This is a genomic window from Streptomyces sp. NPDC014006, from assembly GCF_043088925.1.
Taxonomy (GTDB): Bacteria; Actinomycetota; Actinomycetes; order Streptomycetales; family Streptomycetaceae; genus Streptomyces.
This window is the reverse complement of the sequence record NZ_JBICAJ010000008.1, coordinates 338,058-355,930: the sequence shown is the minus strand read 5'-3', so window position 1 is coordinate 355,930 and position 17,873 is coordinate 338,058. Positions and strand designations below refer to the sequence as shown.

General features: G+C 69.5%; 23 protein-coding genes and 1 pseudogene. 18 read left to right on the top strand and 6 right to left on the bottom strand.

Going from position 1 to position 17,873, the window contains the following annotated elements; translation table 11 throughout:
- Window position 1: 1 nt before the first annotated feature.
- From ACF1GV_RS27560 to ACF1GV_RS27545, 4 genes are read left to right on the top strand one after another with little or no spacing between them, the layout of a single operon-like run.
- Entirely contained in the window at window positions 2-1,387 is a 1,386-nt protein-coding gene (locus ACF1GV_RS27560) for a putative T7SS-secreted protein (RefSeq protein WP_391685630.1), read from the top strand.
- Window positions 1,388-1,424: 37 nt separating this feature from the next.
- On the top strand, window positions 1,425-2,087 hold the full coding sequence (locus ACF1GV_RS27555) for a hypothetical protein (RefSeq protein ID WP_391685628.1): 663 nt from the start codon (window positions 1,425-1,427) through the stop codon (window positions 2,085-2,087).
- Entirely contained in the window at window positions 2,084-2,698 is a 615-nt protein-coding gene (locus ACF1GV_RS27550; protein WP_391685626.1) for a hypothetical protein, read from the top strand. The genes ACF1GV_RS27555 and ACF1GV_RS27550 overlap by 4 nt, the downstream gene beginning before the upstream one ends.
- Before the next feature lie 5 nt (window positions 2,699-2,703).
- Window positions 2,704-3,237, top strand: a complete 534-nt coding sequence (locus ACF1GV_RS27545) for a hypothetical protein (RefSeq protein ID WP_391685624.1) — start codon at window positions 2,704-2,706, stop codon at window positions 3,235-3,237.
- A 376-nt stretch (window positions 3,238-3,613) separates the two neighbouring features.
- On the opposite strand, the pseudogene ACF1GV_RS27540 reads toward ACF1GV_RS27545, so the two are convergent.
- The 6 genes and pseudogenes from ACF1GV_RS27540 to ACF1GV_RS27515 all read right to left on the bottom strand — a co-directional run.
- Window positions 3,614-3,799: pseudogene (locus ACF1GV_RS27540) on the bottom strand (transposase family protein); the annotation flags it as partial.
- Window positions 3,800-4,126: 327 nt separating this feature from the next.
- A complete protein-coding gene (locus tag ACF1GV_RS27535; protein WP_391685622.1) occupies window positions 4,127-5,167 on the bottom strand; it encodes a hypothetical protein in 1,041 nt (346 codons plus the stop codon).
- Window positions 5,155-5,841, bottom strand: a complete 687-nt coding sequence (locus ACF1GV_RS27530) for a hypothetical protein (protein WP_391685620.1) — start codon at window positions 5,839-5,841, stop codon at window positions 5,155-5,157. Before ACF1GV_RS27530 ends, ACF1GV_RS27535 begins: the two co-directional genes overlap by 13 nt.
- 160 nt (window positions 5,842-6,001) lie before the next feature.
- Entirely contained in the window at window positions 6,002-6,139 is a 138-nt protein-coding gene (locus tag ACF1GV_RS27525) for a hypothetical protein (RefSeq protein ID WP_391685618.1), read from the bottom strand.
- 120 nt (window positions 6,140-6,259) lie between these two features.
- Complete coding sequence (locus ACF1GV_RS27520) at window positions 6,260-6,658, bottom strand: hypothetical protein (RefSeq protein WP_391685616.1); 399 nt, start codon at window positions 6,656-6,658, stop codon at window positions 6,260-6,262.
- Window positions 6,655-7,377 carry a hypothetical protein gene (locus ACF1GV_RS27515; protein WP_391685614.1) on the bottom strand — a complete coding sequence of 241 codons (723 nt, stop codon included), beginning with the start codon at window positions 7,375-7,377 and terminating at the stop codon, window positions 6,655-6,657. Before ACF1GV_RS27515 ends, ACF1GV_RS27520 begins: the two co-directional genes overlap by 4 nt.
- A 448-nt stretch (window positions 7,378-7,825) precedes the next feature.
- On the opposite strand from ACF1GV_RS27515, the gene ACF1GV_RS27510 reads away from it, so the two are divergent.
- The 14 genes from ACF1GV_RS27510 to ACF1GV_RS27445 all read left to right on the top strand — a co-directional run bounded on the left by ACF1GV_RS27510 (window position 7,826) and on the right by ACF1GV_RS27445 (window position 17,755).
- On the top strand, window positions 7,826-8,548 hold the full coding sequence (locus ACF1GV_RS27510) for a hypothetical protein (protein ID WP_391685612.1): 723 nt from the start codon (window positions 7,826-7,828) through the stop codon (window positions 8,546-8,548).
- Between the two features lie 17 nt (window positions 8,549-8,565).
- On the top strand, window positions 8,566-9,414 hold the full coding sequence (locus ACF1GV_RS27505; protein ID WP_391685610.1) for a hypothetical protein: 849 nt from the start codon (window positions 8,566-8,568) through the stop codon (window positions 9,412-9,414).
- Window positions 9,411-10,718 carry a CpaF family protein gene (locus ACF1GV_RS27500; protein WP_391685608.1) on the top strand — a complete coding sequence of 436 codons (1,308 nt, stop codon included), beginning with the start codon at window positions 9,411-9,413 and terminating at the stop codon, window positions 10,716-10,718. Before ACF1GV_RS27505 ends, ACF1GV_RS27500 begins: the two co-directional genes overlap by 4 nt.
- 41 nt (window positions 10,719-10,759) lie before the next feature.
- A complete protein-coding gene (locus ACF1GV_RS27495; protein WP_391685780.1) occupies window positions 10,760-11,692 on the top strand; it encodes a type II secretion system F family protein in 933 nt (310 codons plus the stop codon).
- On the top strand, window positions 11,689-12,612 hold the full coding sequence (locus ACF1GV_RS27490; protein WP_391685606.1) for a type II secretion system F family protein: 924 nt from the start codon (window positions 11,689-11,691) through the stop codon (window positions 12,610-12,612). The genes ACF1GV_RS27495 and ACF1GV_RS27490 overlap by 4 nt, the downstream gene beginning before the upstream one ends.
- Window positions 12,613-12,688: 76 nt before the next feature.
- Window positions 12,689-12,940 carry a hypothetical protein gene (locus ACF1GV_RS27485; RefSeq protein WP_103780267.1) on the top strand — a complete coding sequence of 84 codons (252 nt, stop codon included), beginning with the start codon at window positions 12,689-12,691 and terminating at the stop codon, window positions 12,938-12,940.
- 130 nt (window positions 12,941-13,070) lie between these two features.
- Window positions 13,071-13,451 (top strand): TadE family protein, encoded by a 381-nt coding sequence (locus ACF1GV_RS27480; RefSeq protein WP_391685778.1) that lies wholly within the window; start codon window positions 13,071-13,073, stop codon window positions 13,449-13,451.
- Window positions 13,452-13,871 carry a TadE/TadG family type IV pilus assembly protein gene (locus ACF1GV_RS27475; protein WP_391685604.1) on the top strand — a complete coding sequence of 140 codons (420 nt, stop codon included), beginning with the start codon at window positions 13,452-13,454 and terminating at the stop codon, window positions 13,869-13,871.
- Window positions 13,868-14,317: a TadE/TadG family type IV pilus assembly protein gene (locus ACF1GV_RS27470; RefSeq protein WP_391685602.1), complete on the top strand. Its 450-nt coding sequence runs from the start codon at window positions 13,868-13,870 to the stop codon at window positions 14,315-14,317. The genes ACF1GV_RS27475 and ACF1GV_RS27470 overlap by 4 nt, the downstream gene beginning before the upstream one ends.
- A gap of 55 nt (window positions 14,318-14,372) precedes the next feature.
- Complete coding sequence (locus ACF1GV_RS27465) at window positions 14,373-15,029, top strand: hypothetical protein (protein ID WP_391685600.1); 657 nt, start codon at window positions 14,373-14,375, stop codon at window positions 15,027-15,029.
- A complete protein-coding gene (locus ACF1GV_RS27460; protein WP_391685598.1) occupies window positions 15,029-16,078 on the top strand; it encodes a hypothetical protein in 1,050 nt (349 codons plus the stop codon). Before ACF1GV_RS27465 ends, ACF1GV_RS27460 begins: the two co-directional genes overlap by 1 nt.
- Before the next feature lie 22 nt (window positions 16,079-16,100).
- Entirely contained in the window at window positions 16,101-16,595 is a 495-nt protein-coding gene (locus ACF1GV_RS27455) for a hypothetical protein (RefSeq protein ID WP_391685596.1), read from the top strand.
- Window positions 16,596-16,599: 4 nt separating this feature from the next.
- The gene (locus tag ACF1GV_RS27450) at window positions 16,600-17,073 is read left to right on the top strand and encodes an RDD family protein (RefSeq protein WP_391685594.1); all 474 of its coding nucleotides are present in this window, start codon (window positions 16,600-16,602) and stop codon (window positions 17,071-17,073) included.
- 25 nt (window positions 17,074-17,098) lie between these two features.
- Window positions 17,099-17,755: a hypothetical protein gene (locus ACF1GV_RS27445; protein ID WP_391685592.1), complete on the top strand. Its 657-nt coding sequence runs from the start codon at window positions 17,099-17,101 to the stop codon at window positions 17,753-17,755.
- Window positions 17,756-17,873 lie beyond the last annotated feature (118 nt).

The following is a 17,873-nucleotide window of genomic DNA, read 5'->3' as shown; positions in this document are numbered from 1 at the left end:
CGTGGGAGGAAGGCCACGCGACTGGCACCCGGTGGCGGACAGCGATCCGATCCCCGGAGACCCGGACCGCATCGCGTCGTTGGGTAAGACCCTACGCAAGACCGCCGACGAACTCGAACGCCAGATCAAGAATCTGAAGGCCGTCTGCGAAGTCGACGCCTGGGACAGCAAGGCGGGCAAGGAGTTCCGCGAAAAGGCGAAGGGCAACGTCAAGAAGCTGGAGGCCGCCTTCAAGCGGTACGACACCGCGGCGACGGCCATCGGCAACGCGGTCGTCGAAGTGGGCGGCACGTACGCGGACAAGGTGCACGCCGCGCACCGCGACTACGCCTCCGACCTCAACCGCGCCCAAGAGATCGCGGACGCCGCGCTGAAGGACGCCCAGGACGCCGAGGGACGCAAGGGCGCCGCGCAGAAGAGCATCGACGGCCTGTCCGACAAGGGGCGCAAGAAAGAGGACGCCGACAAGGACCGCAAGGACCTGGAGGCAAAGCGGGACGCCGCCAAGGACGAGATCGAGGCCGCCCGCCAGAAGATCAACGAGGCCAAGAAGATCCGCGACGAAGCGGCCAAACGCGCCGCGGACTCCATCGACGCGATCATCAACCACGACTCCCTGAAGGACGGCTTCTGGGACAAATTGGTCAAGGACATCGCGGACATCACGTCATGGATCGCCACGGTCTGCGGAATCCTGTCCCTGATCGTCGGCTGGATCCCGGTGATCGGACAAGCGCTGGCCGGTGTCCTGGGCGCCATCGCCATGATTGCGACCATCATCAACTTCGTGGCCACCTTCGTCCAGGTGCTGCAGGGCAACGCGGAGTGGATGGACCTGGGAATGGCCGCGCTCGGCTTTTTGATGATGGGCGTCGGCAAGGGCTTCTCCAAGATCGCCGGAAAGTTCGCCAAGGGAGCGCTCGGCAAGCTGGGCAAGGCAGGCGTCGCACGCACGGCACGCCAGGTCACCCGCGCCAACAAGAACCTCCGGCGACTGTCCGGAAAGGGCAACAAGCTGGCCAAGGGCGATGTGTGGAAGTCGCTGAAGGAGCCTTTCACCGAGCCTTTCTCCAAGGGTGCCTGGAGCCAGAACCTCAAAGCCCTGAAGCCCGGCAGCGGGAACTACAACCAGGCCTGGAACGAACTGCGCGGACGAGGAGGCGGCAGCCTGCTCAAGGGCCTTCCCAAGTCGTTCTCCATGGCCGATCCGGGAGTGGCCTCCGACCTCAAGTCGGTCAAATTGGGAACGGCCGCGCTCGGCGGACAGTTCGACGCCAATGCCTTGAACAAGATCTCCAAGACGGCCAGCCGCATGTCGGTGGTGGGAGCCGGCATTACGCTGGGCGGGCTGGGCCTGGACGGAAACCTCGACCCGCTCCTCGGCTGAGCGGCCGACGACCACGCCCCGCTGAAAGGAAAGAGACGTGACCCCACCGAACGAGGGCGCCCCGCTGGCCGAGATCTACGAGTGTGTCTTCGAGTTCCAGCCCGGCTGGGTCGACCTGACGCTTCAGGACGGCACCAAGGCGGAGGCCAAGGCGCTGGCCACGGAGGTGGTGAATCGCCTCAATCCGCTCGGTCTGGAAATCGAGAAGAGCGCGGTCTTCGACGACATGGTCGAGCGGGCAGTCGACCTCAATGAAGACGTCCCGGTCCTGGCGGCGGCGTACTACACGGAGGCGGGTGAGGCGCTCTCCAACCTCATGGTCGACGGTTACGGTGACGAGGGCGTGCCCCGGCCCAGTGCCGAGGAGGTCACCCCGCAGCTGCTGCAATGGGCGAACGGCGAATCCACCGGGGAACCGCAGATCACCCGGCTCGAACTGCCCGCCGGACCGGCGGTGCGGGTGCAGTCGCTGCTGAAGGTCAAGCGCATGCTGGGGCTCGGCCGGAAGCTGACGGAATTCGTCCGCTACGCCGTCTTCCCGCCCGGGATGGAGACGCTCATCGTCGTCACGGTGACGTGGGAGAAAATCGCTCTCACCGAAGAGATCACGGAACTGGCCGACGAGGCCGTGCGGACCATGCGGATCAATCTGCTCCCCAGCGGGGGCCGCACCGCTCCGGCCGACGGAGGGACCGCATGAAGACGGCGGAGCAGTTCACCTCGCCCCCCTCGGACTACCGCGTCATCGTGCCGGATGGCTGGTTCCAGGTCCCGCTCGATCCGCCGGACGAGCGCGACCGCTCCATCGTGGCGCTCGGTGACCTGACCTTCCGGGGTGTGGACAACGCGCCGCACCTCAAGAAGGAGTTCATGCAAGACCTCCAGCGGAGGGCGAAGGACGCTTACCGCGTCGGCGGAACCGAGCTGTACCTCTCCACGCTCACCGTGGGCCCGGTGCCGCTCGCCTCCTCCCTGCTGGTCAGTGTCCCGGCGCCGGACGAGTGGCCGCGCACCTCCGACGCGGAGGAACTCGCCGAGCACCTGGCGGGCGGCGGTCATGCCAAGGGCGGCGAAGTGGACGTGGTCCCGCTCCCGGCTGCCGGCCAGGCCGTCCGCGTCCGCCGCAGGGAAGCGGCGGACCCCGTGAGCCAGTTGGGTAACACCATGCCCACGACGACTCTCACCTACTACGTCCCGATCCCGGCCACCGCACGCTGGCTGATGCTGAACTTCTCCACGCCCGTGGACCCGCTCGCCGACCAGATGGTGCAGCTGTTCGACATGGTCGCGGAAACGCTGCACTGGGCCTGACCGACATGCGTGAAGTCCTCAAGGCCGGGGCCGTCGCGGCAACAGCCGCTGCAGTGCTCGGCGTCGGCGCGGGGATCGTCCTGGCCCTGCGGACAGGGAAGTGGTTCGCCCGCACGACGGCACCGGACGTGCTCGACGGTCTGGGCACATCAGTCGGTTTCGGGATCGTCTCCGGCGCGGTCGTGATGGCTGCCGCCCTTGCCGCCTGGAAGCTTTCCGAGAGGGCTTCGGGCGGACCGCCACTGCGGCGGTCGGCGCGCCTGATCGGCGTGTCGGTGTGCACCGCGCTCGCCTTCTGCCCGGTGATGTACCTGCTGGCGGCCCTTCCCGGCCGCAACTGCCCCTCGTTTCGCGAGGGATGCGAGTACATCCCCGGCTCCGGCCCGGCCCTGTCCGTGTGCGTCGCGACGGTGGCACTGGCGGGCTGGGCGACGTACCGCGTCCACACGACCCGCACCGAGCGACGCCGGGCACAGGAAAGAGAACGGATGCGCAGACTACGCAAGAAGGGCAAAGGGAAGAGCCGTAAGGGCATGTGAAGGGCTTGGGTCAGGCGGAGGAAGTCTTCGACCTGAACGGGAAAGGCGATCAACTGGTCGCCGCTTCCGGCACCGCCCATACCTCGGCGCATGCCACCCGGCCACGCTGCGCCCTTCTACGCCGTCGACCGCGTGCGTCATGCCCGTATCCACGGAGACGGCCGCACCCTGGTCGTCCGGGACCGGAGTCGGAGAGAACGCCGGTATCCCGTAGGCGAAGGCGGCGTGGCATGCGCGGTTTCCGTGCCGCCTCCCGATGGCTCCGCCGGGATGAAGGCGCCGTCCGCGGAGCGGTGCGGTGTGGTCGACTTCAGGCAGCCGACGGCAGACCGATCCTGCGTATCCCGCTGGCCGACTGAGCGTTTTCAGCGTTGCCTCTCTCCAGGGTGAGGACGGCTTTGGCGATGACGGTCATGCGGTTGGGGCTGATGCGAGCCCTGCGGAAGATCTGCCAGGGCTTCAGTCGTGCTATGCCGCGTTCGACGGGGGCTCGTGCTTGGGCGAGGGCGCGGTTGAGGGTGCGTTGGGTGGGGGTGAGCTCACCGCCGGGCGGGCGTTTGAGGGGGTGCGAGCCATGTGCTCTTTCGAGGACTGCCAGCCCATGGTGTAGAGGCAGTACCACGCGCTTACGGCGAGGCCGGGGCCCACGACGCGCCTCCGGGCCAGTGGGCGGCGGCCCACCGGTAAGTGCCGTCGCCCAAGAAGCGATCCAGGACCGCAAACAGGGCGATGGCACCCGCGAAGCCGAGGAAGATCAGACAGCCGAAGACGCTCCGGTACTTCGTCTCCGTCTTGCCGGCGGCATCCCGCCCCTTGAGGCTGCGCTCGTACCGCAGTGAAGCAGGGGTCGCCCTGCTTGGCCGCCTTGCCCATGTGTTCGTCAGTGCCCTTACCTGTTGATCGACTGCACTTCCTGCACCGTCACGGCCTGGGCGTTGCCGAAGGTTCCGTCGGGCAGTCGGGTCGGCGTCGGGTTGCCTGTGCCCGTCCAGGTGATCTCCCAGGTCACCGTGGCGCGGAGCTGGTAGCTGCCGTTGCCTGAGGAGCGCAGGTACTTGATGCCGCAGGGCGGTGTCTTGTTCGCCTTCCCCTTGGCGTACGGCTCTCCGATCGAACCACCGTCGAAGGTGCACTCGCCGGAGGCCGGGTAGGTCTCCGCGTCAGGTGTTCCGGGTTCGAGTTTGAGTGAGACCGGCTTGGCGGTGGTCGTCGCCTGGATGTGGAGACCGCCCACGTCGAGGGCCGCGGTGACCGAGACCGGCTTGAACGCGGCCTGATCGAGCCAGGCCCAGGTGGGGAGGTTGACCTTGGTGATCTCTGCCGGCGCCAGTGAGACGTTCGTAGTCGGCAACTTGATGCGGTTGTAGGCGAGTTCGGCGAGCACCTTCGGGCTCACGGCGTTCTGGACGGGCGGTGTGTCGCCGTTCTCCACCCAGAAGGGCTGCTCGTCGCAGAGCTGGGCTTCCGGCTCCATCCACCGGTCCTGGTCGACGACCGCGACCCACCAATTGCCCTCGTCCTTCTTGTCGAGGTTGTAGTTCTTGTACTTGCCGTCCTTGTACTCGTTCCGGAACATGCCGACGGACGCCTTGGCATAGCTGTGCTGGCCGGGCGTGTTGATGGTGTCGTTGTACATGTCCTCCACGTACTTGGAGAACTCGTCGGCACTTCGCGGCTCGTACCAGCAGGCGGGCGGGGTCCAATTGCCCACGGGAGTGACCTGCGAGGTTCTGCTCCCGCCGCCACCGCCCGCGGTGGAGCCGGAGTACGTGATCCTGGACGTGAGGGTGTTGCCAGATCTGCCGCCACCGCTGTCGATCTCGGTCTCGGAGGCACCGGGGCCCTTGCTGGCTTCGGCGGTTCCGGTGAGTACGGCGAAGGCGACCGCCGCCGCACCTATGACGACCGCACTGCGGGTCAGGGCGCGCATGTCCTGTCCCCCCTCTTCGAGATCACGTCCGTCGTCTGCCAGACACCCTTGCTGTTCTTCTTCAGCCGCGTGCTGTAGGTGATGTACGGACTCTCACCCGAGGGCGACCTGTCGACCTTCCCTGTCTTGCGATTCTTGTTGAAGGCCTTGCTGTCGTTCGCGCAGTAGACCACAGCGGCGGTGTCCTGGTCGGCCACCTTCACGTTCGGCTGGTAGTAGCGAGTGACCCCCGTCCACGTGAGGTCCTGGTCCAGCCATGCCTGAATCCACTTCTGCGCACTGACAAGCGCCTTGCCCTGACGGTAATAGGCGACCCCGGCGGAGTTCGCGTCACCCTTGAAGATCGCGTCGTCGACCGCGTTCACCGTCTGGCTCACGTCGGAGAGCACCGCATCCTTGGCGGGGTCGCCGGTCTTCCAGTTCTCGAACTGGTTCTCGGCCCCCGTGGGGAAGGTGAACGTCGGTCGGTCGGCCGGACCGCCCGCGGTCTCGCTCGGTGTTGCTGACGCCGAGGCGTCACCGGTGTCCGCCCCGGCGATCTTGTCGTTGACCTTGGACTTCCCGTCGCCGCCGCAGGCCGTCAGCAGCATGGCTGCGGTCGCGGCGAGCGCGGCAGCAACGGGCAAAGTGCGGCGCTTCACAGTGAACTCCCCGTGAGACAGATGTTCCGTCAAGAGCACAGACGGTATCGGCGTGGTTGCTGGTTTCGCCAGAGCGATGTTTCCTGCGTACCGGGACGAAGCGGGACTTGCGTGGCGTCGGGGCCCACCGGCCCGGTCAGCGCACAGTGCCGTCCGTCTCGGTGTCCGTCCTGCACCGCAGCCCTGTCACCGCCTACCCCGCATACCAGCCCAAGGCGCCCGCCGCGTCCGCCGGGTCGAAGGACTGGTGCAGGGCCGCGAGGGCGGCGATCAGACGGGGGTCCCAGCCGGGTGCCCGGACCGCGTACTCGTCGGAGAATCCGCGGAACACGATGTGTGCCCGCCTCGAGGCGTCGCGCCAGGTGACGCGGCGGGGTGCGCGGAAGCCGCCGTCGCCGTCGCCCAGCAGGGTCGTGACGAGGAACAGCAGGCTCAGCGGCAGGCCCAGTGGTCACCACACGGCCCACCACGCCACGCGGCCCTTGTAGCCCTGCAGGACGGGTCCGTTGACTGGTTCGACCTTCCAGCGCAGTCGGCCCACCCGGCGACGGAGGACGGTGATGCGGGCGAGGGGCGCGCCGTAGGAGTCCTCTACCCGGTAGACGCCGGGGCGGCCGGTCAGGCGCGAGCCCAGCGGCTGTTCGGTGACCACGCGCGCGACCGACGCCCCGTTGTCGGCGGTGAGCTGGAACTCGCGGGAGGAGCGGTGCGGATGCGGTCCGGACGGCGGGCCGGGCAGGTGGTGCAGCCACAGGGCCGTACGGTCCCCGCCGTCCGGGACGGTGCGGCGGACCACGGCGGGCGGGGTCTGCCGGTAGTCCAGCTCGTAACTCTCGACGGTCGCGCTCATCGAATTCTGGCGTTCTGAGCGTTCACCACCGCCGGCGTCAGCTTTGCGTCACTCGGCCTCCCGTTGGCAATGGCCATGCCGTTCACCGAGAAGTACACCGCCACGACGTCTCCGGCGCGTACCGCCTCGGTATGCAGGGTGTGGGTGACGCCGCCGACGGCAATCGTGGACTTGAAGGCGACCGTCTGGTCCCCCGCCGGGGCCGTGGGCTGTTCGGCGGCGACGGAGGTGTAGGTGCTGCTGCTGTTCTTCGCCTTGGCTGTGAAGCCACCGTGGCAGGTGGTGGCCGCCTTGGCCAGGTCCGTCAGGGGCGACGCGGAACCGCCGGGGGCGTACGTCGCGAGGGTGATGTAGGTGGCCGCGTCGTTCGTCCTCCCGGTCGAGACGACCCGCGTGAGGTTGGCCAGCGGCTTGCCCAACGGGAGTTGGTTCATCGCGTACGCCAGGGGCGCGCAGGCGGCCTTGTCGAGGGTGACCTCACTGGGAGATGCGGCGAAGAGGAAGTCGTCACTGACCACCTTGACCGGGTGGCCGCCGACCTCGGCCGGCGTCACCATCAGCTGCGTCAGCCGCGTCGCCGGGTCGGCCTGCCGGGTCGGCGAGGTCGAGGCGCTGGGCTTGTCGGGCGCGTCCGAGTCGCCGCCGGAGCAGGCGGTGAGGGCCGTCAGGCAGAAGGCGGAGAGGGCGGCGGTGGTCAGCGCGGCTCGCTTCTTCGTCATGGGCATCAGATCATGGCATGCCCGATCCGTCCCCCTGTGAGTGAACCGTGCAGGAATGATGCGCGGCCGGTAACAAAGAGCCGCCCATGGCCGCGGGCGTCGGATCGCTTGTCTCCCTCGCGGATTCGCGGCCGCACAGGGGGTGGGGTGGGCGTGGCCTCATGTTCATCGGCCGGTCACGCGGCTGTGGTTGCGGAAGCACAAGCAGGTGTTGCTGTGTTACAGGGGGTTGGGCTCGCCTTGAGAGCCATATGCCCGGCTGATACCGTGCGATCGCTTGACACTCGCCCTCGCGCCGGTTAAACGCGCGGTCTCGGTGGGTCTCGGTCGATCTCGGTAGGTCTCGTGGGATCTCCGTAGATCGCGTGGGTCTCTGGCGAAATGTCCGGATTGCAATGAATTCAAAGCAGTTGGCCGACAACAGCTTGGGTGTACGGGGAGCGGTTGCGTGAAGATCCAGGAGCGTACGGGGGCGGGCGCGGGACGTTCCGCGGCTCCGGCTCAGCCGTCGGTCGGTAACCGGCTTCCCACGCCGCCGCGGGAGCGCAAGCCGGCGCTCGCGGCGCTGGCCGTGCTGCTGATCCTGGTGGGCGCGCTGGGGGCGACGATGCTCGTGCTGCGCGCCGGCGACCGGATCGAGGTCGTCAAGGTGACCAAGGACATCCAGCCCGGTGAGTCCGTCAGCAGCGACAACACCACCTCCGTGATGGTCGCCGACGACGACAGCATCCACTACGTCAAGTGGACGCAGCTGGACTCCCTGAAGAAGCTCAAGGCCAAGACCACGATCTACGCGGGCACGGTCGTCGTCGGTGACATGTTCGCCGCCACGGCCGAGCTTCCCGCCGGCAAGGCCTCCGTGGGTGTCGCGCTGAAGGAGGGCCAGTACCCCTCCGACATCAAGTCCGGCGACCACGTGGCCGTCTACAACGTCGACGCCTCCGGCTCCACCTCCTCCGGCAAGACCGGCACCGGTTCCTCCTCGTCGTCCTCCGGCGGCGGCCCGCTCGTGCCGAACGCGCTCGTCAACAACGTCAAGGACAGCAGCGACGCCACCGTCAGCACCGGCAACCTCTCGCTGACGCTCCTCGTCGACCAGGCGGACGCCGCTGCCGTGGCGCGTGCCGCCTCGGCGAACGCGGTCGCCATCGTGCGCGTTCCCGGCAACTAGAAGGCGGCACCCGACCCATGGCCCTCATCGCCCTCGCCGCCGACAAGGGTTCCCCCGGCGTCACCACCGCGGCCGTCGCGCTCGCCGCGGTCTGGCCGCGGCGCGTGCTGCTGGCCGAGTCCGACCCGGCCGGCGGTGACCTCGTCTACCGCAGTGCCGCCGCGCACGGCGGACCGCTCAACCCGAACCTCGGCATGCTGTCGATCGCCGCGACCGCGCGCCGCGGCCTCGTCCCCGACCAGCTGTGGGACCACGTCCAGCCGCTCAGTGGCGGCCTGGAGGTGCTCGTCGGCCTCGGTGTCGCCGAGCAGGCCGCCGGCCTGACCGGCCTGTGGCCGACCCTCGGGCACGCCTTCGCCTCGCTCGCCGACTCCCCGCACGCCCCCGCCGACGTCATCGCCGACTGCGGCCGCATCAGCGGGGACACCCCGGCCGTCGAACTGTTCCCGCACGCCGCGCTGGTGCTGCTGATTGCCCGGACCGAGGCCGAGTCCCTGGCCCGCGTCCGGGACCGGGCCGCGGCCCTCGCCGCCAAGCTGCACGGCGGGCCGCGCGGTGCCGCGAGCCTGGCGAACCCGGTGATCGGCGTCGTCCTGGTCGCCGACCCGGGCAACGCGGGCAAGCTGGTCAATCAGGTCAACGACATGCTCGTCCACGCGCAGACCGGCGCCCGGGTGGTCGGCACCATCGCCGACGACCCGGCCGGCGCCGAGCAGCTCGCCGGCCGCCGGCGCGGCCGTCTCGACAAGTCGCTGCTGATCCGCTCGGCCCGCAAGGTCACCGCCGACCTCTACCAGAGTTACGGCGCCGCCTGGTCCGTACCCGCGAACGGCCAGATGAACGGGCACGCGGGGGCCGGGCGATGACCGCTGTCGACCACCAGTTGGTCAAGCGGTTCCGGCAGGACGCCGGTGACCGCATCGCCGAGCAGCGGCGCCTGGACCAGGCGAGCGGCGTCACACCGATGTCCAGTGAGGACGAGCGGCAGTACGCCCGCGCCGTCATCGCCCAGATACTCGAGGAGTACGCCCGCGCGGAGATCAACGCGGGCCGTACTCCGCTGGACGCGGAGACCGAGGAGCAGTACGCGGCGGCCGTGCACGCCGCGCTGTTCGGCGTCGGCCGGCTCCAGCCGCTGCTGGACGACCCGCAGGTCGAGAACATCGACATCAACGGCTGCGACCAGGTGTTCATCGGCTACGCCGACGGCCGCGAGGCCAAGGGCGAGCCGGTCGCCGAGACCGACGAGGAACTCATCGAGCTGATCCAGGTGCTCGGCGCGTACTCCGGTCTGTCCTCGCGTCCCTTCGACTCCGCGAACCCGCAGCTCGACCTGCGGCTGCCGGACGGCTCGCGTCTGTCGGCCGTCATGGACGTCGCCCGGCGGCCCGCGCTGTCCATCCGGCGCGCCCGCATGGGCAAGGTGTTCATCTCCGACCTGGTCGGCAACGGCACCCTCACCCCGGAGCTCGGGCACTTCCTGGCGTGTGCGGTCCGCGCCCGCAAGAACATCATGATCGCGGGCGCGACCAACGCCGGCAAGACGACGCTGCTGCGCGCCCTCGCCAACGAGATCCCGCCCCACGAGCGCCTCATCACCGTGGAGCGCGCGCTGGAGCTGGGCCTGGACACCTTCCCCGAACTCCACCCCAACGTCGTCGCGTTCGAGGAGCGGCTGCCCAACTCCGAGGGGCAGGGCGCCATCTCCATGGCAGAACTCGTCCGCCGCTCACTGCGTATGAACCCCTCCCGGGTCATCGTCGGCGAGGTCCTCGGCGACGAGATCGTCACCATGCTGAACGCGATGTCGCAGGGCAACGACGGCTCGCTGTCCACGATCCACGCCAACAGCTCGCACGAGGTGTTCAACCGCATCTCCACCTACGCCCTGCAGGCCAACGAGCGGCTGCCCATCGAGGCCAGCCAGATGCTCATCGCGGGCGCGGTGAACTTCGTCGTCTTCATCCAGCGGCGCAACAACTACCAGTCGGGCGGCCGCCTGCAGCGCATGGTCACCTCCGTGCGCGAGGTCAACGGCGTCGACGGGCGCGTGCTGTCCAGCGAGGTGTTCGCCGAGGCCCCCGACGCCCGCGTCGTACCGCATGCGCCCATCGCCTGCCTGGAGGACCTGATCGCACACGGCTACCAGCCGCACGGAACGTGGGGGTGAGCGGCATGACGACCACCATGGCCCTCGGTTCGCTCGGCGCGATGGGCGGGCTGTTCTCCACGACCGTCCTGTACGCCCTCGGCTGCGGCGTCGCCGTCGGCGGCGGACTGGCGCTGCTCATGCTGGCGATCCGCGGTCTGCCCGCGAAGCCAGAGCACGAGAAGCGACAAGCGAGCGAGCGCGCGAACGAGCTGATCCGGTTCGCCGGGCAGCGCGGTTCGCTCGCCGTCATCGTCGGCCTGGCCGTGCTGCTGCTGACCCGCTGGGTCGTGGCCGGCGCCGCCGCGGCCGTCCTCGTCTTCTTCTGGGACCGCCTCTTCGGCGGCGCGGCGGAGGAACGTGCCGCCATGCGCCGGGTGGAGGCCCTCGCCTCCTGGACGGAGTCGCTGCGCGACACCATCGCCGGCGCGGTCGGCCTGGAACAGGCCATCCCGGCGTCCGCACGCGCCGCCGCCCCCGCCCTGCGGCCCCACCTGGACGCCCTCGTCGACCGGCTGCGCTCCCGCACCCCGCTGCCGGACGCGCTGCAGCTGCTCGCCGACGAGATCGACGACGCCTCCGCCGACATCATCGTCGCGGCCCTCATCCTCAACGCCCGGCTGCGCGGCCCCGGACTGCGCCAAGTGCTCGGCGCGCTCGCCAAGTCGGCCCGCGAGGAGGTCGACATGCGCCAGCGCGTGATGGCGCAGCGCTCCTCGACCCGCCGCTCGGTCCAGATCGTCGTAGCGGTGTCCGTCGCCTTCGTCCTGGGCCTGGCCATCTTCAACCGGGACTTCGTCTCCCCCTACGGCTCACCGGTCGGCCAGCTCGTCCTCGCCTGCGTGTGCGGTCTGTTCGCGCTCGGCTTCTGGTGGCTGCGCAAGCTGTCCACCATCGACACGCCCGAGCGCTTCCTGGTGCGCGACGAGTCGTCGGTGCAGTTCGTCCGTCCCCGCACGCCCGTGCAGCAGCAGGAGGAAGGGGTACGCCGGTGAACCTCACGATGCCGATCCTGGTCGGCGTGGTCCTCGGCCTGGGTGTCTACGCCCTCGTCCGCGCCCTGATGCCGAGCAGGCGCAGCGCGCTGCAGCAGGTCGCGCGGATCGACGCGATGCGGGCGCGCGGCTCGGCGTACGAGACGCAGACGCGGGCCCAGGAGACGACCGGGCGACTCGGGTCGCTGCGGGCCCAAGTCGGCGCGCGGGTCTCGGAGTTCTACCTTCAGCAGGGCTGGGAGCAGCGCTCGCTGCGCGCGGACCTGGCGGTGCTGGACCGCAGCTGGGAGAAGTTCCTGGCGACCAAGGCGCTGCTCGGGGTGGCGGGCCTGTTCTTCGGCCCGTTCCTGTTCGCGGTGGTCTGGACGCTGGGGTTCAGCCACAGCCCGATCATCCCGGTGTGGCTGGCGCTGATGTGCGGCGCGGTGTTCTTCTTCCTGCCCGATCTGGAGGTACGGCGCGACGCCGCCGACAAGCGGCGTGACCTCAGGCGCGTCATCGGGGCGTATCTCGACCTGGTGTCGATGAGCCTGGCCGGCGGCCGGGGTCTGCCGGAGGCGCTGATGGCGGCGGCGGAGATCTCCGACGGCTGGGCCAACCAGCGCATCAAGCACGCCCTGGCCGACGCCCGCATCACGGGTGTCAGCCAGTGGCAGGCGCTCGGAGCGCTCGGTGAGGAACTGGGCGTGGAGGAGCTGAAGGACCTCTCGGCCTCCCTGGCCCTGGTCGCCGACGACGGCGCCAAGGTCCGCGAGTCGCTCGCCTCCCGCGCCGAGACCATGCGCCACCGCGAGCTCTCCGAGATCGAGGGCAGCGCGGGCGAGAAGTCGCAGTCGATGCTCGTCGCCCAGCTGCTGCTGTGCGCGGGCTTTTTGGTGTTCCTGATCTTCCCGGCGGCGATGCGGGTGTTCCAGGTCTGACACGTCTCACCTCTGCACACAGCCTTCAGCCAACCGTTTGCCAGCCTTCGGCAGGACTTCGAGAGGACAACTCACCATGAACGGACGGAACTTCTCCACCGGCATCCCCGCCGTGGACTTCCTGGTCACCTTCCTGCGCGGCCGCGTCGAGCGCGCCCGCTCCGGCGAGCTGGACCGCGGTGCCTCCGCGGTCGAGTGGGTCATCATCTCCGCGGTCGTCGTGGCGATCGTCGGCGTGGTGGCCGCGATCATCAACGCCGCGCTGAGCGAGGGCGCCAACAAGGTCGGCGACTGCATCAAGGGTGCGGACGCGGGCAAGACCTGCTGATCTGTCGTACGGACAGGACGGGTCGTACGGACACAACGGGGTGACGGGGTTGCACGTGGGCGTGGGCAGATGGGTGCGCCGCAGAGTGTCGGCCGCGCGTACGGCGACGGCCGGCCGCGGCGACTCGGGTATGACGGCGATCGAGTTCGTGCTGCTCACCCCCGTCCTGTTCTTCATGATCTTCGCCACGGTGCAGTTCGCGCTGTACTTCTTCGCCGACCACGTGGCCCAGGCGGCCGCCCAGGCCGGCGCCCGCAAGGCGCGTGCGACGGCGCACGAGGAGCCGGGCGCGTGGCGGGGCAAGGCGCGTGACGTGGTCGACGACTACATCCGCCAGCTCGGCCCGCAGCTGGTGCTGTCGCCGGACGTCAAGATGCTCCAGCCGGAACAGAACACGGTCGGCGTGGAGATCTCGGCACGCATTCCGACGGTGTTCCCGGGGCTGGACCTCACCGTGCACGCGCAGTCGGCGGGGCCGGTGGAGCGGTTCGTGCGGGAGGGGGAGAGGTAGATGCGCTCCCTGAGAGAACATCTGCGGCGCGACGACCGGGGCCTGTCCACGGTCGAGGTCGTGATCCTGGCCCCGGTGATGATCCTCTTCATCCTGGTGCTGGTGGCCTTCGGGCAGCTGGTCGAGGGGCGCGGGGCACTCGACGGCGCGGCGCGGGACGCGGCGCGCGCGGGTTCCATCCAGAAGGACCACGGCACGGCCATGGCGGAGGCGCGCAAGGCCGCCGAGGCGGACCTGGCGGACGTCTGCTCCGGCCCGGTGTCGGTCGTACAGACCAGCCCCGGCTTCGCACCCGACACCATCTTCACGGTCGAGGTCAGCTGTCAGGTGCGGGGCCTGGCGATGCTCGGCCTCGACGTCCCGACGACCCTGTCGGCGTCCTTCAGCTCCCCGCTGGACCCGTTCCGGAGGTCGGCGTGAAGCAGGGGTGGCAGGGGCGTCTCTCCCGCCTCGACGACCGGGGCTCCGGCGCGGGCGCGGTGATCATCTTCGCGCTGGTCTTCCTGGCGCTGTCGGCGTTCGTCATCGACGGTGGCCTGTCCATCTCCAAGCGGGAGCGGGCGGCCGACATCGCGGAACAGGCGGCGCGGTACGCCGCGCAGGACATCGACAAGGAAGCCCTCTACGACAACGTAGGCGGCCCGGCACCGATCAACTACCAGAACTGCGACGCCCGCGTGAAGGCATTCGCCCGCGAGATGGACATGACCGGCGCGGACATCGCCGCGACCCACTGCGTGGCCGCCGACACCCGGCAGGTCGAGGTCGAGGTCCAGCTGACGTACAGCCCGGTCTTCACCGGCATGTTCTACGGCGGCGACGTGGTGGTCCACGGCCGGGCGGTGGCGGAGAACGAGGTGGGCTGACGTGCCCTCCCTGCTGTCCCTTTGTGAACGATCCCCCCTCGGAGGTTACGACCCGATGCGCACACGCACGACGACGGCAGCGGCGGCTGCCCTGACGACGACGGCGGTCCTGCTGCTGTCCGCCTGCGGCGGCGGCTCGGATTCCGCCGGCAACGACAAGATCGCGGGCGCGGACACGGGGGCGTCGGCGAGCGCGTCACCGTCGCCTTCGGCGAGCGCGGACGGGATCAAGCGGCCGGAGATCAAGCTGCCGAGCGACATCCAGAACGTCTTCGAAGGGGGGACGACGGGTGACCCGAAGAAGGATGCCGTCCTGGCGGACAACGAGCGGCGGATCAACTCGATCACCGAGGCGATCACTGTGGACGCGAAGGAGCACCCGGCCCTGAAGTTCTACTCCAAGGACGGCGCTCTCCTGTCGGCCGCGTCCTTCATCAAGGCGTTCTACGACAAGAACCGCAGCTACGCGGGCAAGGCGCGCTACTACGACCGCGAGGTGAAGATCCTCTCGGACGGCGTCGCTGCGGTGACGTACTGCGAGGACGGTACGCAGACCTTTCCCAAGGACCGCAAGACGGGCAAGGTGGACCGGTCCGTGAAGGGCTCGGCCAGCGATTACGTCTTCTACAACACCCGGCTGGAGCGCAGCGCCCAGGGTGTCTGGCAGACCACGAGCGTGTCCTCCACGGAAGCGGCGAAGAGGTGCATGTGATGCGGAGCAAGGCGTGGGCTCGGCTGCTGTTCGTCCCGGCGATGGCGGCCGCGCTGACCGCGATGCCGTCCCAGGCTTTCGCCGGCGGCGGCATCGGCGGTGGCGGAACCCATGAGGGCAGCGCCAGCGGCTCGTCGCAGGACGGTGTCATCCGGGCACAGACGAAGGTCACCACGACGGTGAACGGCGGCGGTTCCCACTCCGCCAAGACGGGGACCCTCACGCCCAGCAACAGCACCTGGACCCCGCCCGCTTGCTGGTACGAGCCCTCGTTCTCGCCCAAGGAGATCGAGTCGACGGTCAAGGCGTTCCGGAGCATCGACGGACTGCCCTTCTTCGGTGGCATCGGCCAGGCGGTCGGCGACATGCTCGACGGGTACTACAAGGACGGCGATCCCTACAAGGACTACAACCTGGACCAGCAGGGCAAGGGCATGTTCTGGGCGGCGGTGAAGAACCCGAACCGCAAGGACGACCCGGAGGCCAACGCCTGCAACAAGCTCCCCTTCTGGGTCCCCAACGGCACGACTCCGCCGGAACCTCTGGCCGTCAGCCCGAAGGTCCTCGCCGAGTACGCCTACGATGAGCTGCCCATTCCCGAGACCAAGGTCGAGATGGCCCCGGCCGGGACCTCCACGGTGAACCTGCCGACCTGGATATGGCTGAACAAGGCCGATTTCCATGAGGTCTCCGTCACCGCCAGCCTGCCCGGCACCGGCCTGTCCGCGACCACGACGGCGAAACCGGTCTCCCTGCACATCGACCCGGGTACGAGCGACGCCGAGACCTTCCCGGCCTCCGGCGACTGCACGTTCACCGGCGGCTCCATCGGCGAGCCGTACGCGAAGGGCAAGGCGAACCAGAGCCCGCCCTGCGGTGTCCGCTACCTCCGCTCGACCGGTGCGAACGGCTCCTACGCCCTCAAGGCCACGGTCACCTGGCAGATCAGCTGGACCAGCACGACCGAGCCGGGTGGCCCTCTGCCGGAAGGCACCTTCGGTGCCACGCAGAACGTGACCGTGCGCGAGATCCAGTCCGTGAACCGCTGAGCGAGCGGGGCCGGAAGGAACCATGCTGTACGAAGAGAAGATCCCCAAGACCTGGCTGGCGATCACCACCGTGCTCTACCTGGTCGGTGTCGCCGCCATGGGCGCGGGCAGCCTGCCCGACGACTTCGGCCTGTGGCTCGGCCTGTCGGCGATGTTCCTGGTGCTGATCTGGGTGCCGTTCAACGCCGTGCCGCTGTCGAAGTACTTCTTCAACCGCATCCGGATCGGCGCGCAGACCCTGCGCGTCGGCCGGGAGCGCATCGCCCTTGCGGACCTCGACCCCGCCGGCGTGTACGCGGCGTCCCAGCAGACGGTGCCGACGGCCCCGCAGCGCTACGCGACGTCGCTGAACACCAACGCACCGGTCCAGGCCCGACTGGTCGGCGGCGGTTGGAGCGTCCCCATGGGAATGGACAGCGTGGTCCTCACCACCCGCCGCGGCGAGGTCCTGACCATCGCCACCCGCGACCGCACGGCGTTCCTGACGGCCCTGGGCGGCGCCGTGGGCGCCCGGTGAGCCGATGACCAGCACGCCGCTCGCGACGACCACGCCCGGCGAAGGCCGACGGCTCACGGCGGTGTCCCTCGACGCCGTTCTGGCTGTGGCCGTCGGTCTTGCGGCCGCGGTCGTCACCGGCGTGCGCACCGGCGAAGGCCCGTCGGCGGTGCCCCTGACGCCGAGGGCCGGGGCAGTCGCGCTCGCCGCGTCGCTCGCCGTCTCCTTCGCCAACCACGTCCTGCTCACCTGGGCGACCCGGGCGAGCCTCGGCAAGCTGGCCGCCGGACTGCGGGTGGTGCGGGCTGCGGACGGTGGCCGCGCCGGGCCCGCCCGCCTCGTCGGGCGGTGGCTGTGGGGCTTCGGCTGGGCCGTCGTCGCCGTACCCCTGCATGTGGCCACCGACAGCGACGTGGAGCAACAGGACGCGATGGGGCTGCGGGTGGTGCGGGGTCGGCCGGTGTCTGAGGTCAGGGAGGTGTGGAGTGTTCGGCCGTAACAGGACTGAACCGACGGTCGCGCCGGTGCCCTGGAACGGGCCGGAGTGGTTCACCGTCGGCACGGTGGCACGGCACGGATCGCTCCGCCGCAAGGACCTGACCGGTCCGCTCGCGGTGCGCGTGCCCTCGACGCAGGACGGGATCCGCTACCACGCGCCGGCGGCGCTCGTCACCGCCTCCGCGGACGAGACACCCTCGTACCGGCTGCAGGACGCCACGCAGCCCGCGGTGACGGTGTGCGTCCTCATGCCGGAGAAGGGCGGAGCCCGTTACCGGGTCACCGGCGCGCAGGGGGAGGAGCTGGGACTCGTGCACCGCACCCCCGCCGCCAAACGGGCCGTGCAGCACAACTGGTGGCTCCGCCAGCCCGGCCACCCCGATGTCGTCGCCCGCTACCACTGGGCCCGCGGCAGCGCCCGGGACGTGGTGGAGCGGGGCAAGGTGAACGTGGTGCGCGGGGCGGGCGCTGTCGTGGAGGGCGTGGTGGACTCCTTGCTCAGTTTCGGCGCGGAGGACGACAGTGCCGGACGGCCGCACACCCCCAAGCCGGTCACCTGGCGGGCGGACGACGAAGTGGCCCTGACCTCCGAGCAGTTGGGCCACGTTCGGGCGTATCTGCCCAAGGCGGTCTGGCTGGACCGGCGGCTGGCCTTCGCGCTGGCCGTGCTGAGGCAGGCGTGAGGGCCGTGGGGCGGACAACTCCGGCTTCTGCGGCAAGCGGTGAGCAATCCTCCGGGCAGTCCCCCGGGTGTGTTCCGGTTCCGTCCCGGCCTCTCCGCGCTGTCAGTCCCAGTCCATA

Excerpts from the sequence above, each read along its gene's own strand:
- ACF1GV_RS27550 (WP_391685626.1), top strand. The coding sequence starts at position 2,084 with ATGAAGACGGCGGAGCAGTTCACCTCGCCCCCCTCGGACTACCGCGTC.
- ACF1GV_RS27545 (WP_391685624.1), top strand. The coding sequence starts at position 2,704 with ATGCGTGAAGTCCTCAAGGCCGGGGCCGTCGCGGCAACAGCCGCTGCA.
- ACF1GV_RS27535 (WP_391685622.1), bottom strand. The coding sequence starts at position 5,167 with ATGCGCGCCCTGACCCGCAGTGCGGTCGTCATAGGTGCGGCGGCGGTC.
- ACF1GV_RS27520 (WP_391685616.1), bottom strand. The coding sequence starts at position 6,658 with ATGAGCGCGACCGTCGAGAGTTACGAGCTGGACTACCGGCAGACCCCG.
- ACF1GV_RS27515 (WP_391685614.1), bottom strand. The coding sequence starts at position 7,377 with ATGACGAAGAAGCGAGCCGCGCTGACCACCGCCGCCCTCTCCGCCTTC.
- ACF1GV_RS27505 (WP_391685610.1), top strand. The coding sequence starts at position 8,566 with ATGGCCCTCATCGCCCTCGCCGCCGACAAGGGTTCCCCCGGCGTCACC.
- ACF1GV_RS27500 (WP_391685608.1), top strand. The coding sequence starts at position 9,411 with ATGACCGCTGTCGACCACCAGTTGGTCAAGCGGTTCCGGCAGGACGCC.
- ACF1GV_RS27495 (WP_391685780.1), top strand. The coding sequence starts at position 10,760 with ATGGGCGGGCTGTTCTCCACGACCGTCCTGTACGCCCTCGGCTGCGGC.
- ACF1GV_RS27485 (WP_103780267.1), top strand. The coding sequence starts at position 12,689 with ATGAACGGACGGAACTTCTCCACCGGCATCCCCGCCGTGGACTTCCTG.
- ACF1GV_RS27480 (WP_391685778.1), top strand. The coding sequence starts at position 13,071 with ATGACGGCGATCGAGTTCGTGCTGCTCACCCCCGTCCTGTTCTTCATG.
- ACF1GV_RS27475 (WP_391685604.1), top strand. The coding sequence starts at position 13,452 with ATGCGCTCCCTGAGAGAACATCTGCGGCGCGACGACCGGGGCCTGTCC.
- ACF1GV_RS27465 (WP_391685600.1), top strand. The coding sequence starts at position 14,373 with ATGCGCACACGCACGACGACGGCAGCGGCGGCTGCCCTGACGACGACG.
- ACF1GV_RS27460 (WP_391685598.1), top strand. The coding sequence starts at position 15,029 with ATGCGGAGCAAGGCGTGGGCTCGGCTGCTGTTCGTCCCGGCGATGGCG.
- ACF1GV_RS27455 (WP_391685596.1), top strand. The coding sequence starts at position 16,101 with ATGCTGTACGAAGAGAAGATCCCCAAGACCTGGCTGGCGATCACCACC.
- ACF1GV_RS27450 (WP_391685594.1), top strand. The coding sequence starts at position 16,600 with ATGACCAGCACGCCGCTCGCGACGACCACGCCCGGCGAAGGCCGACGG.